The following is a 12,190-nucleotide window of genomic DNA, read 5'->3' as shown; positions in this document are numbered from 1 at the left end:
AAAAAAGCGTCCTGCTTACTGCCCGGAAACCTGGGCAAGTGGAAGAGGGGAACTGTCGATCTGGACCTGCTCGCCGGGGCGTGCGTGTTGCAGGCCTTCAATGACGATGCGGTCGCCAGGCTTGAGACCGCCGGTGACGATCCAGCGATCGTCCTGCACTGCACCCAGTTCAACCGGTTGCAGGCCGACGCGCTGCTCGGTGTCCAGCAGCAACACGTGAGCAATACCGGCGCTGTCACGCTGGATCGCGCGTTGCGGCACGCTGATGCCCTGCTGGTTCACTGCTTGTTCCAGGCGCACACGCACGAAGCTGCCGGGCAGCAGGTCGAGGTCCGGATTGGGGAATTCGCTGCGCAGGATGATCTGGCCAGTACCGGGGTCGACAGTGATGTCGGTGAACAGCAGCTTGCCGGGCAGTGTGTAGAGGCTGCCGTCATCCTGAACCAACGTGGCTTTGGCCTGGCCTTGGCCGACTTGCTGCAACTGGCCGGAACGGAAGGCGCGGCGCAGGTCGTTGAGTTCGCGGGTCGACTGGGTCAGGTCGGCATGAATGGGGTTGAGCTGCTGAATCAGCGCCAGTGGCGTGGTTTCATTCTGCCCGACCAGTGCGCCTTCGGTCACCAGCGCACGGCCGACGCGACCGGAAATAGGCGCGGTGACGGTGGCGTAGCCGAGGTTGAGTTTCGCCCGCTCCACGGCCGCTTTGTTGGCGGCGACGTCAGCGGCGGTTTGCCGGACGTTGGCACGGGCGTTGTCGTAATCCTGGCCGCTGATGGCGTTGCCTTCGATCAGCTGGGCATAGCGCTGCTCTTGCAGCCGGGCCTGGAACGCATTGGCCTCGGCCTTGCGCAACGCCGCTTCGGCGCTGTCCAGGTCGGCCTTGAAGGGTGCAGGGTCGATGCGGAACAGCACGTCGCCTTTTTTCACATCACTGCCTTCATTGAAGGTGCGTTGCAGCACGACGCCGGCGACACGGGCGCGGACTTCGGCAATCCGTGGCGCGGCAATCCGCCCACTCAATTCGCTGGTGATCGACAAGGGCCGGGCTTCGATAGTTTCAATACGTACGGTGGCCAGCGGCGCTTGTTCTTCGGCGTTGGAGGACTTGTCACACGCGCTCAGCGTCAGCGCCAGTGCAAGCAGGCCGAGCGTGGCGAGCAGATTCTTTGACATGGAAATACCCCAATAATGACCACCCGCATCCTACGGGGAGCCGACGAGGGTAGCGGTGAAGCTTTGTTGGTGCTGTGTGAAATTGTGTAAGGGTTTTACTCAGGCGGGGGTGAGGGTGTATATCCTTTGCAGCTTGATTACTTTTGCGAAGCTGAGGCCGCCTTCGCGAGCAAGCCCGCTCCCACATTAAACCGAGTTCTTCCAGCAGGATGCGGTCGAATGTGGGAGCGGGCTTGCTCGCGAAGAGGTCGGCCCTGTCGCCACAGCACTTTCTGGAAACACCCATGCCCAACATCCTCCTGGTCGAAGACGACTGCGCACTCTCCGAACTGATCGCCAGCTACCTGGAACGCAACGGCTATTCGGTCAGTGTGATCAGCCGCGGCGATTACGTGCGTGAGCGCGCGCGGGTCAATCCGCCGGACCTGGTGATCCTCGACCTGATGCTGCCGGGCCTCGATGGTCTTCAAGTCTGTCGCTTGCTGCGAGCGGATTCAGCGACGCTGCCGATCCTGATGCTCACTGCCCGCGACGACAGCCACGACCAGGTCCTGGGCCTGGAAATGGGCGCCGACGACTACGTCACCAAGCCCTGCGAACCCCGCGTCCTGCTGGCCCGCGTGCGCACGTTGTTGCGGCGCAGCAGCCTTGGCGAACCGCAGACCGCCAACGACCGCATCCTCATGGGCAACCTGTGCATCGACCTGTCCGAGCGCACCGTGACCTGGCGTGAGCAACCGGTCGAACTGTCCAGCGGCGAATACAACCTGCTGGTGGTGCTGGCCCGTCATGCCGGCGAAGTGCTGAGCCGCGACCAGATCCTGCAACGCCTGCGCGGCATCGAATTCAACGGCACCGACCGTTCGGTGGACGTGGCAATCTCAAAGTTGCGGCGCAAATTCGACGACCACGCGGGCGAGGCGCGCAAGATCAAGACCGTGTGGGGCAAGGGTTACCTGTTCAGCCGTTCCGAGTGGGAATGCTGAGACGATGTTCAGGATTCTGTTTCGCCTCTACCTGGTGACCATTGTCTCGTTCAGCGCGGCGATCTACCTGGTGCCAGACCTGGTGATCAAGGTCTTTCATGAGCGCTTCGTCACCTACAACCTCGACTTTTCGCGCGGCTTGCAAACCCTCATCGTTAAACAGTTCCACGCTGTGCCCGAAGCGCAGTGGCTAGCGCTGGCGGTCGAGATGGACAAGGAATTCGCCCCGCTGCACATCGTATTGACGCGCAATGACGACCCCGATTTCACCCTGTACGAGCGCGAACGCTTGCAACGTGGCGAGAACGTGGTGCGCATCGGCGACTGGGGCTGGCGCACCTTGGCCGTGGCACCGCTGAACGAGCAATTGGTCGTCCGAATGGTTGTGCCCCCGGACCCAATGGACGTCAGCCTGTTGTACTGGAGTATCAACGTGCTGATCGGTGCGACCATGCTCGCGTGCCTGCTGCTGTGGCTGCGTCCGCACTGGCGCGACCTGGAGCGCCTCAAAGGCACCGCCGAGCGTTTCGGCAAAGGCCACTTGAGTGAGCGCACGCAGATTTCCCGACACTCCAACATCGGCAGCCTGGCCAACGTCTTCGACACTATGGCCGGCGACATCGAAAACCTGCTGAATCAGCAGCGCGACTTGCTCAACGCGGTGTCCCACGAACTGCGCACGCCGCTGACCCGCCTGGATTTCGGCCTGGCCCTGGCGCTGTCCGACGACTTACCCGAGGCCAGTCGCGAGCGCTTGCAAGCGTTGGTCGCGCACATCCGCGAACTCGATGAGTTGGTCCTGGAGTTGCTGTCCTACAGCCGCTTGCAAAACCCGGCACAGTTGCCGGAGCAGGTTGAAGTGTCGCTGGATGAGTTTATCGACAGCATCCTGGGGAGCGTTGATGAAGAACTGGAATCACCGCAGATCGTGATGGATGTGCGGCTTCACGGCCAACTCGAACGCTTCACGCTTGACCCGCGCCTGACCGCCCGCGCAATTCAGAACCTGCTGCGCAATGCCACGCGCTATTGCGAACAGCGCATTCAGATCAGTGTGCAAGTGTCCGCGAAGGGCTGTGAGATTTGGGTGGATGACGATGGGATCGGCATTCCGGATGACGAGCGGGAGCGGATCTTTGAGCCGTTTTATCGCCTGGATCGCAGTCGGGATCGGGCGACCGGTGGTTTTGGCCTGGGACTGGCGATCAGTCGTCGGGCGCTGGAAGCGCAAGGTGGCACACTGACCGTCGAACCGTCGCCGCTGGGCGGCGCACGGTTTCGTTTGTGGTTGCCCACTCAACCTTGATTCTGCGCCATTCCTGTGGCGAGGGAGCTTGCTCCCGCTGGGTCGCGAAGCGGCCCCTTGCATTTTCTGTCTGGTATACCGAGTTGCGAGTTTACGACTGCTGCGCAGCCGAGCGGGAGCAAGCTCCCTCGCCACTGGGGGGCGTGGAGTCAGGTGCTAAGCCGACTTCGCAACAACTTCGCCATGTCCTCCAGCTCCGCCGCCGGGTTGTGTCCGATCAGCATCCACGCGTGTTCCATGTCTGCCCAGTACACGACGTTCATGCCATGCCGGCGTTCGCGGGCGAAGTGTCGACTGCCGCTGTTGGAACGGGTCGCGCACAGCGCAATAGGGCCATGCACCGGGTCCAGGTAGGTAATCTGCGCAATGGGCACACCCTCGTATTCAAGGATTTGCGCGCGCCGGAATTCGGACCGTGGCAGGACCAGTTTTGCTGGCGACAGGTTCAGGCCCAGGCGCGTATCGATGACTAGTAGTTGCGCCCTTTGGGTGGATTCATCGCTGGACAAGTGCTGCAGGGTTTCGGGCACGTAGAGCGACATGTAATCCGCCACCAGCCCGCGCCAATTGGGCTTTTGTTGGCTCGATTGCCAACTGAGGAACAAACGGTCCGCCACCACGCTGCCGATCACTAAACTGGCCGCGGCCGCAAGAAACCAGCGGCGATTCATCGACGGGCGCTCAGGGGAAGGTAATGTGTCGAGCATGAACTGCAATCGGTCCAGAGGCGCCTGTTGGCCCATTTCGGCATAAGCTTCCTTGAACGGCAGGCTGCTGCGGGCCAGCCATTGCAGGCGCAGGTTGAGCGTCGAGTCTTCGGCGATGGCCGTGTCGATGCGAGTGCGTTGTTCGACATCGAGTTGGTCGTCGAGATAGGCCACCAGTTGCTCGTCTGAAGGTGTGGCGCGATCGTTCATCGACGTTCTCCCGTGAAAGGGTTCGGTACGGCATGCAGCGGTGGATATTCGGCCAGTTTTACCCGTGCAGCGGCCAGCCGGCTCATGACCGTGCCAATAGGCACTTGCAGCACCTCGGCGACTTCGCGGTACGACAAACCTTCGACGTACGCCAGGTACACCGTTTCGCGTTGCGCTTCGGGCAGCGCGTCCACTCGCCGGATCACTTGAGCCGCGCGCACATGGGTTTGCGCCGCGTGCTCGCCGTCAAACGACAACTGGCTTTCGGCATCCACCAATCCCTGACCCTGGCGTACCCGTCGGGAGCGCACTTCGTTAAGCCAGATCGAATGCAGAATGCTCAGCAGCCAGCGGTCCATGCGCGTCTGGGGGTCAAACTGCCCGGCACGCTCAAGCGCCCGCACGCAGGTCGACTGCACCAAGTCTTCGGCCACATGTCGTTGCCGGGACAACAACAAGCCATAGCGCCACAAACGCGCTAAATGCTGGCCCAGTTCGGCCCTGATTGTTTGATCGCTGGCGATGGCGACCTCCGTCTGTACTGGGTGTCAGGTTTTCGATGAATCGTTAATGGCTTCGGCCAGGTCCTGGTATTCCTCGCAGGTGCTGCCGCAGATCGATTTGATGTGCTGCAACTGTTCTTCAGCCAGGTCCAGCCGTCCTTTGATCACATACGCTTCGCCGAGATATTCGCGCACTTGCGCATACCGCGGGTCGAGTTTGACCGATTGCAGGTAGTAACCGATGCCTTCATCGGTGCGCCCCAGTTTACGCGTGGCGTAACCGCGATAGTTCAAGGCTTTGGCCGTGTTCGGTTGTTTTAGCGTATCGAGCAGGGCCAAGGCTTCTTCGTAACGACCGTCCTTGGCCAGACGAAAGGCGTAATTGGTGCGGTCGTCGTCCGGCACCAGACTGCTGGTTTGTTTGAGGCATTTTTGCGATCTGGAGTCGAAGACCTGGCCTTTGGGGCAGTTCGGTTTGGCGGGCGCGTCATCGTCGCCATGGGCCACGGCCAGCGAACTGGTCAGCGCAGCCGTCAGACAACCGGCAAGCAGCAGCGGGGCGGTGAAAATAACAAAGCGCACGTTCATGGGCAAGGCTCCAAGGGTTACGGGTTTCGGTTAAAACCACGATCGTTTTGGGTCATGAAACAAGAACACCGCAGCGAGAACAATTATTCATTTCTTTCTGGCGATTTTTGCAAGGAAAACGCAAACCGTGGCGCTATGTTCGACGGGATTATTATCCCGGTGCTTTTGTGGTGGTGAAGGGCCGTTAGATGGGGTGGCCGGCCCATCGCGAGCAGGCTCGTTCCCACAGGGGATTTGTGAACGCCACAGACCTAATGCAGGAGCGGCTGTGCGGCGATCCGACTTGCCCGCGAAAGGGCCGGCCCAGACACCACAAAACTCTGCCGAGTCCCGCTTTTGGCCGAACCACTGCCTTACTCCCCCCACCCATGCCTTGTTATAGTCCGGGCCTCATTTTTTTGCCCGGTAAAAGGATCACTGCCATGTCTCAGTACACCGCGTTCACCGTCGAACTCGCCGACAAAATCGCCCATGTGCAGATCAACCGCCCAGAAAAAATCAATTCGATGAACGCCGCGTTCTGGAGCGAGATCATTGAGATTTTCCAGTGGATCGACGACACCGACGAAGCGCGCGTCGTGGTCCTCAGCGGCGCCGGCAAGCATTTCTCCTCAGGCATCGACCTGATGATGTTGGCCGGCGTGGCCAATGAACTGGGCAAGGACGTGGGCCGCAACGCGCGCCTGCTGCGCCGCAAGATCCTCGCCCTGCAAGCGTCCTTTAATGCTGTCGATAATTGCCGCAAACCCGTACTGGCGGCGATTCAGGGTTATTGCCTGGGTGGTGCCATCGACCTGATTGCCGCCTGCGACATGCGTTACGCCGCCGAAGGCGCGCAATTCTCGATCAAGGAAATCGACATCGGCATGGCCGCCGACGTCGGCACCTTGCAACGCTTGCCGCGCATCATCGGTGACGGCATGCTGCGTGAACTGGCTTACACTGGTCGCACGTTTGGCGCCGACGAAGCGCGCAACATCGGCCTGGTCAATCGCGTCTACAGCGACAACGCCAGCCTGCTGGATGGCGTCATGGGCATTGCCCGCGAGATCGCCAGCAAGTCGCCGATTGCGGTCACCGGTACCAAAGAGATGATCAGTTACATGCGCGACCATCGCATCGACGACGGCCTCGAATACGTCGCCACCTGGAACGCTGCCATGCTGCAATCCACTGACTTGCGCGTGGCCATGGCTGCCCATATGAGCAAACAGAAACCCGAATTTCTGGATTGATTAAACATGACTTCACGTTGGACCACCGCAGTACTGGACACCGACCAACCCGGCGGCTGGGCCGTGGCCCGCAGCCCGGAAGGCTTTCTGTTCGATGACAATGGCGCACTGTTTCCGCGCGAATGGCTCAAGCGTCAGGACCTGTCGATTCTTGCCGAGCACGGCATTGGCCATCTGGACGGTGAACCGGTGTATCTGCTGGAGTTGCGCAGTCCCGGCGACGTTCCGGGTTGCAACTGGAAAGGTCTGCGGGCGTTCATGCTTGAAGGCGATCACACGGTGTACAAGGTGCTTGGCTACGCCGCACAGATTGGCACCTGGTACCGTGAGCATCGCTTTTGTGGCAACTGCGGTCAGGCGGCAACGCAAATTCCGCGTGAGCGGGCGATGTACTGCGAGCCGTGTGATTTGCGCTATTACCCGCGCATTTCGCCGAGCATGATCGTGCTGGTGACCCGTGGCGATGAAGTATTGCTGGCTCGTTCGCCGCGTTTCGTCAGCGGGGTCTACAGCACGCTGGCCGGGTTTGCCGAGCCGGGCGAGTCCGCCGAGGATTGCCTGATTCGCGAGGTTCGCGAGGAAGTGCAGATCGAGGTCAAGAACATCCAGTACCTGGGCAGCCAGTGCTGGCCGTTCCCGCATTCGATGATGCTGGGTTTCCATGCCGAGTACGCCGGTGGCGAGATTGTCTGTCAGGAAGACGAAATCGAAGACGCCCAGTGGTTCAACGTTCACGCGCTGCCGCCGTTGCCGGCATCGCGCTCGATTGCCCGTTACCTGATCGACGTCTATGTGGCGCGGCGCTTAGGCCACGCTGATCCAGTGCTGCCAGGCTAAGCGCACGGTCAAGCCCAGCACCACGGTGATGAACACCGGTCGAATGAACTTCGCGCCGCCGCTGATAGCGGTGCGCGCACCAAAGAATGCGCCGACCATCACCGACAGGCCCATGCTCAGGCCGATGATCCAGTCCACCTGCCCGGAAAACACAAACACCGACAGCGCCGCAATGTTGCTGACGAAGTTCATGCTGCGCGCCACGCCGCTGGCCTTCACCAGATCGATGGGGTACATCAGCAGGCTGCTGACGGTCCAGAACGCACCCGTGCCGGGACCGGCCACGCCGTCGTAGAATCCGAGGCTGAAGCCTTGGGTCGATTGCCACTTTTTCTTGATCGGTGCATCGCTGTCCAGCGGCGCTTTCGGTGTGCCGCCGAACAACAGATACACGCCGCAGGCGAAGACGATCACCGGGAGCATTTTGTTCAGCCACTCGGCCGGCAAGTAATGCGCGACCACGGCGCCGGTCAATGCGCCGACCAGTGTGCCAACGATGGCGTGCACCCACTGCCGGGGATGGAACAGCTTGCGACGGTAGAAGGTAAAACTGGCGGTGGCCGAGCCGAAGGTCGAACTCAACTTGTTGGTGCCCAGCACCAGATGCGGCGACAGGCCGGCGGTCAGCAGTGCCGGGGTGGTCAGCAGACCGCCACCGCCGGCAATCGCGTCGATGAAACCGGCAATGAAGGCAACAACGGCCAGAATGGCCAGAGTGGTGAGGTCAACGCTGAGTTCGAAAGGCATGGAATCGGCTTATTCGGCGGGGTGCAGGAAAGGGCTGCGGGGAAGGGGCGGTATCTTACCTAGATCCGACTTCTGCGGCGACTTGTCTGAATCCCCGTAGGAGCCGGGCTTGCCCGCGATGGCGATGTCACAAGCAACTGAAGTGTTGAATGTGGTACCGCAATCGCGGGCAAGCCCGGTTCCTACAGGATCCTATAGGCCGAGGTCGGACAGTCCCGGGTGATCATCCGGCCGGCGCCCCAGCGGCCAGTGGTACTTGCGCTCGCTTTCCTTGATCGGCAGGTCGTTGATGCTGGCAAACCGGTTGGCCATCAGCCCGTTCTCGTCGAACTCCCAGTTTTCGTTGCCGTAAGAACGGAACCAGTTGCCCGAGTCGTCGTGCCATTCATAGGCATAACGCACGGCGATGCGGTTGCCGGTGAAGGCCCAGAGTTCCTTGATCAAACGGTAATCCAGTTCCTTGGCCCATTTACGGGTCAGGAAAGCTTTGGCTTCTTCGCGGTTGTAAGCGAACTCGGCGCGGTTGCGCCATTTAGTGTCCAGCGTGTAGGCCAGCGACACCCGTTCCGGGTCACGAGAGTTCCAGCCGTCTTCGGCCAAGCGTACTTTTTCGATGGCCGATTCACGGGTGAACGGTGGCAATGGCGGACGAACTTCAGCGTTAGACATGTAAAGTCTCCCTGTAAAGGTAAAGTTCAAACACGTTGTCGGGCTTATACGAAGTGTTACAGGTCCAATAACTTTCGCGCCATGCGTTGCGCATTATCGGCAGCACTGTGATCACCCATGACAAGCGCCACGGTAATTGCGCCGTCGATCAGGATCAGCAGCTGTTTGGCCAGCATCTCCGGGTCTGCAGCGCCATGTTCGGTGCAGAGCTCGCGCACGTAGTCGAGCAGCGACGGTCAGCTCTTCCTTGTTGGCGAAGTAGCGGAAAATACTTTTTCTGGAGACGCCAGTGGTTTTCACCAGAAGGTCCATGCCGGTGGCCGCGATGCCACTTTTATAGATCAAACTTTCGGTGACATCCAGAATGATATCGCGTGTGTCGTTGCGGGTTGATTCGTTCATGTGTCGAGCAGTAGAACGATCGTTCTCCTTGGTCAACCTGAATTTTTAGTCGCCCGTTATGGCCCCTTCGACTTGCCCGCGAAGGGGCCCTCAACAACACCGGAAGACCCAAACCAATCCATGGTGTAAGCTCATGAACTCTTCGGATTCGACCCACTGCGAGCCCTATGCCGTCGCTTTTCAAACGCTCTCTGCTGCCCAAACTGCGCAGTTTTCCGCTGACCGCCGATGCCGTCACCATCCTTTCCGGCGCTGCTGAGTTTCGTCGTTGCCTGCTGGAGAAGATCGCCCAAGCCACGCACCGTATCTATATCGTTGCGCTGTACCTGCAACAGGATGAAGCCGGCCAGGAAATTCTCGATGCCTTGCACGCCGCCAAACTCGCGCGTCCTGAATTGGACGTGGTCGTGGTGGTGGACTGGCTGCGCGCGCAGCGCGGTCTGATTGGTGCCGGCAAGCAACCGGGCAACTCGGCGTGGTATCAGGAAGCGACCCGCACCCACGCAAGTGAAGTGCCGGTGTATGGCGTGCCGGTGCAGACGCGCGAACTGTTCGGCGTGCTGCATTTGAAGGGCTTCGTGATCGATGATTGCGTGATCTACAGCGGTGCGAGCCTGAACAACGTTTACCTGCACAAGTTCGATAAATACCGCTTCGATCGTTATCACGTGCTGCAGAACCAGGCGCTGGCCAATTCGATGCAGCATCTGATTCAACACGGCTTCATTGCGTCCAAAGCCGTGCACCGCCTCGACTTGCCGAACCTGCCGACCACCCGCAGCCTGCGCCATGACATCGGCGACTTGCGTAGCCGTCTCAAGCACGCAGCGTACGACACCACGGCGGGCACCATGCTGAAAGGCGGTTTATCAGTCAGTCCATTGCTTGGTGTGGGCAAGAACAATCCATTGAACCGGGTGATTTGCGAGTTGATCGCCAGCGCCCAGCACCAACTGACCATCTGCACGCCGTACTTCAACCTGCCACTGGCGGTGACCCGGGAAATCAACCGGGCGCTGGGCCGGGGCGTGAAGGTCGACATAGTGGTCGGCGACAAGACCGCCAACGATTTTTACATCCCGCCGAGCGAGCCGTTCAAGGTCATTGCAGCGCTGCCGTACCTCTACGAGATCAGCCTGCGACGCTTTGCCAAAAAGCATCAACACAGCATCGACAGCGGAAAACTGAATCTGCATTTGTGGCGTGATGGCGACAACACCTATCACCTCAAAGGCATGTGGATCGACCAGCGTTATACCTTGCTGACCGGCAACAACCTCAACCCGCGGGCCTTCCGTCTTGATTTGGAAAACGCGCTGCTGATCGATGACCCGAAGGGCGAATTGCTTGAGCCACGCAAGGCCGAACTGGTCGAAATTTTCCAGAACACCAGCCGCATCGAGCGTTACCAGGACCTCGAAACGCTGCTGGACTACCCGCCGGCCGTGGCCAAGTTCCTTACGCGCGTCAGTCGGGTGCGGATTGAGCGTTTGCTCTATCGGATTCTGTAACGCTTGACGCTGCCGGGGGCTTTGGCCACAGGGCCACCAATAGCAACAGCGCGGCGGCCACCAGGTAGGGCAGGCGTGGTTCGAGGTCATAGATCAATGTCGCCGCCAACGGCCCGATGACCACGCCAAACCCTTGCGCAGCACCGATGGAGCCTGCGGTCGCGCCTTGCTCTGAGGCGTCCACGGCATTCGCTGCCAGCGCGGCGAATGACGGAAAAACCAGCCCCATCCCGCCCGCCGATACGAAAAAGCACAACCACAAACCCCACGCAGTGTCCGCGAGGATGCTTCCGGCAAATCCCATGGACGCCACCAGCGCACCGGCGCGGATCAACCGCAGCGGTGACCATTCGAGCCGGCGTACTACCAATTGCGCACAGATCAACGCAAAACCGACCATGGTCAGCGCAATGCCCGCCGTTTGCGCGGCGTCGGCGGGGCTCATGCCGAGCCGGTCGAGGGCGAAGAAGCCGACGGTGATTTGCGCAATCGACACACACAGCATCGCCACAAACGCGACCGCCATGGGCCGGCGCAGGCGCGGATCATTCAGGTGCACCTTGCGCGGTGTTTGTCGCAGGTGCAATTCCTGGCCCTTGAGCTTGAAGTGCAGCACCAGAAAGGCCAGCAGCGGCAGGACGGCCATGGCATAGAACGGCAGGCTCAAACTGAAACGCGACAGCAACGCGGCGATGGCCGGGCCGATCACCAGGCCACAGGCATTGGCGGCGCCCAGTGCGGCCATGGCTTTGGCCCGGTGTTGCGGTTCGATGTTGTCGGCGATCAGTGCGTTGCCACCCACCGGGATCGCCGCGTAGAACACGCCGATCAATCCGCGCCCGATCATCAAACCGATAAACCCCAGCAGCGCCGACGGCAGAAAGCGCAATGAAGCGTCGATGAACAGGCACAAGGCCCAATAGGCGAGGGTGAAACCAGCGGTGGCGATCAACAGAATCCGTCGCCTACCATAGCGGTCACTGGCCTGGCCCCAAGGGCGGGCGAGCAGCATCCAGATCACCCCGGACACCGTCACCGCCGCGCCGGCTTGCCATGTGGCAAGGCCCAGCACCCGGGCAATCGGGCCGATCAGCGAGACGAACGCCATCATCGACATGGAGCAGGCCATGTTGGCGACCATTAAGGGGCGCAGGTCGAAGGCAGGGGTGGTCATCGGGGCGGTCTTCCGTGAGCTTTTATAGTTTGCGGGGGATGTTAGCGCGAGTTATGTACAAGCAGGAGAAGTATCTGTGGCAGTGATAATGCCATCGGCGTCACATTCGATACATCTGTCGGCTGACCCGCCGCGCCTACAG

General features: G+C 60.5%; 12 protein-coding genes and 1 pseudogene. 5 read left to right on the top strand and 8 right to left on the bottom strand.

Annotation, left to right across the window (positions count from 1 at the left end; translation table 11 throughout):
- Positions 1–15: 15 nt before the first annotated feature.
- Positions 16–1,173 (bottom strand): efflux RND transporter periplasmic adaptor subunit, encoded by a 1,158-nt coding sequence (locus ACA048_RS15665; RefSeq protein ID WP_497625239.1) that lies wholly within the window; start codon positions 1,171–1,173, stop codon positions 16–18.
- A 284-nt stretch (positions 1,174–1,457) separates the two neighbouring features.
- Between ACA048_RS15665 and ACA048_RS15660 the strand changes: the two genes are divergently transcribed.
- A complete protein-coding gene (locus ACA048_RS15660) occupies positions 1,458–2,159 on the top strand; it encodes a response regulator (protein ID WP_497625238.1) in 702 nt (233 codons plus the stop codon).
- A gap of 4 nt (positions 2,160–2,163) precedes the next feature.
- Positions 2,164–3,465, top strand: a complete 1,302-nt coding sequence (locus ACA048_RS15655) for an ATP-binding protein (protein WP_497625237.1) — start codon at positions 2,164–2,166, stop codon at positions 3,463–3,465.
- Between the two features lie 149 nt (positions 3,466–3,614).
- Here ACA048_RS15655 and ACA048_RS15650 read toward each other — a convergent pair whose 3' ends face one another.
- Genes ACA048_RS15650 through ACA048_RS15640 form a run of 3 tightly spaced genes read right to left on the bottom strand, consistent with a single transcriptional unit; the run spans position 3,615 to position 5,473 of the window.
- Positions 3,615–4,382, bottom strand: a complete 768-nt coding sequence (locus ACA048_RS15650) for an anti-sigma factor family protein (protein ID WP_497625236.1) — start codon at positions 4,380–4,382, stop codon at positions 3,615–3,617.
- Positions 4,379–4,876 (bottom strand): RNA polymerase sigma factor, encoded by a 498-nt coding sequence (locus ACA048_RS15645; protein ID WP_497629874.1) that lies wholly within the window; start codon positions 4,874–4,876, stop codon positions 4,379–4,381. Before ACA048_RS15645 ends, ACA048_RS15650 begins: the two co-directional genes overlap by 4 nt.
- 54 nt (positions 4,877–4,930) lie before the next feature.
- On the bottom strand, positions 4,931–5,473 hold the full coding sequence (locus ACA048_RS15640; protein ID WP_497625235.1) for a tetratricopeptide repeat protein: 543 nt from the start codon (positions 5,471–5,473) through the stop codon (positions 4,931–4,933).
- Between the two features lie 422 nt (positions 5,474–5,895).
- On the opposite strand from ACA048_RS15640, the gene ACA048_RS15635 reads away from it, so the two are divergent.
- Complete coding sequence (locus ACA048_RS15635) at positions 5,896–6,708, top strand: crotonase/enoyl-CoA hydratase family protein (protein WP_497625234.1); 813 nt, start codon at positions 5,896–5,898, stop codon at positions 6,706–6,708.
- 6 nt (positions 6,709–6,714) lie between these two features.
- Positions 6,715–7,545, top strand: coding sequence for an NAD(+) diphosphatase (gene nudC / locus ACA048_RS15630; protein ID WP_497625233.1), 831 nt, complete (start codon positions 6,715–6,717; stop codon positions 7,543–7,545).
- Here nudC and ACA048_RS15625 read toward each other — a convergent pair.
- The 3 genes and pseudogenes from ACA048_RS15625 to ACA048_RS15615 form a co-directional block, all read right to left on the bottom strand.
- Entirely contained in the window at positions 7,513–8,292 is a 780-nt protein-coding gene (locus tag ACA048_RS15625; RefSeq protein WP_497625232.1) for a TSUP family transporter, read from the bottom strand. The two genes, nudC and ACA048_RS15625, sit on opposite strands and share 33 nt — an antisense overlap.
- Before the next feature lie 192 nt (positions 8,293–8,484).
- The gene (locus ACA048_RS15620; RefSeq protein WP_497625231.1) at positions 8,485–8,961 is read right to left on the bottom strand and encodes a nuclear transport factor 2 family protein; all 477 of its coding nucleotides are present in this window, start codon (positions 8,959–8,961) and stop codon (positions 8,485–8,487) included.
- Positions 8,962–9,017: 56 nt separating this feature from the next.
- Positions 9,018–9,363 (bottom strand): annotated as a pseudogene (locus ACA048_RS15615) (TetR/AcrR family transcriptional regulator).
- Between the two features lie 167 nt (positions 9,364–9,530).
- Here ACA048_RS15615 and pssA point away from each other — a divergent pair.
- Positions 9,531–10,874, top strand: a complete 1,344-nt coding sequence (gene pssA, locus ACA048_RS15610) for a CDP-diacylglycerol--serine O-phosphatidyltransferase (RefSeq protein WP_497625230.1) — start codon at positions 9,531–9,533, stop codon at positions 10,872–10,874.
- On the opposite strand, the gene ACA048_RS15605 is transcribed toward pssA, so the two are convergent.
- Positions 10,831–12,048 carry an MFS transporter gene (locus ACA048_RS15605; RefSeq protein ID WP_497625229.1) on the bottom strand — a complete coding sequence of 406 codons (1,218 nt, stop codon included), beginning with the start codon at positions 12,046–12,048 and terminating at the stop codon, positions 10,831–10,833. The two genes, pssA and ACA048_RS15605, sit on opposite strands and share 44 nt — an antisense overlap.
- Positions 12,049–12,190 lie beyond the last annotated feature (142 nt).

Source organism: Pseudomonas sp. LBUM1659 (genome assembly GCF_059716045.1).
This window is presented reverse-complemented; position numbering and strand designations above follow the sequence as displayed.

What these genes read in the sequence shown, in the direction of transcription:
- ACA048_RS15635 (WP_497625234.1), top strand. Translation starts at nt 5,896, where the DNA reads ATGTCTCAGTACACCGCGTTCACCGTCGAACTCGCCGACAAAATCGCC.
- ACA048_RS15660 (WP_497625238.1), top strand. Translation starts at nt 1,458, where the DNA reads ATGCCCAACATCCTCCTGGTCGAAGACGACTGCGCACTCTCCGAACTG.
- ACA048_RS15640 (WP_497625235.1), bottom strand. Translation starts at nt 5,473, where the DNA reads ATGAACGTGCGCTTTGTTATTTTCACCGCCCCGCTGCTGCTTGCCGGT.
- nudC (WP_497625233.1), top strand. Translation starts at nt 6,715, where the DNA reads ATGACTTCACGTTGGACCACCGCAGTACTGGACACCGACCAACCCGGC.
- pssA (WP_497625230.1), top strand. Translation starts at nt 9,531, where the DNA reads ATGCCGTCGCTTTTCAAACGCTCTCTGCTGCCCAAACTGCGCAGTTTT.
- ACA048_RS15605 (WP_497625229.1), bottom strand. Translation starts at nt 12,048, where the DNA reads ATGACCACCCCTGCCTTCGACCTGCGCCCCTTAATGGTCGCCAACATG.
- ACA048_RS15625 (WP_497625232.1), bottom strand. Translation starts at nt 8,292, where the DNA reads ATGCCTTTCGAACTCAGCGTTGACCTCACCACTCTGGCCATTCTGGCC.
- ACA048_RS15655 (WP_497625237.1), top strand. Translation starts at nt 2,164, where the DNA reads ATGTTCAGGATTCTGTTTCGCCTCTACCTGGTGACCATTGTCTCGTTC.
- ACA048_RS15650 (WP_497625236.1), bottom strand. Translation starts at nt 4,382, where the DNA reads ATGAACGATCGCGCCACACCTTCAGACGAGCAACTGGTGGCCTATCTC.
- ACA048_RS15620 (WP_497625231.1), bottom strand. Translation starts at nt 8,961, where the DNA reads ATGTCTAACGCTGAAGTTCGTCCGCCATTGCCACCGTTCACCCGTGAA.
- ACA048_RS15665 (WP_497625239.1), bottom strand. Translation starts at nt 1,173, where the DNA reads ATGTCAAAGAATCTGCTCGCCACGCTCGGCCTGCTTGCACTGGCGCTG.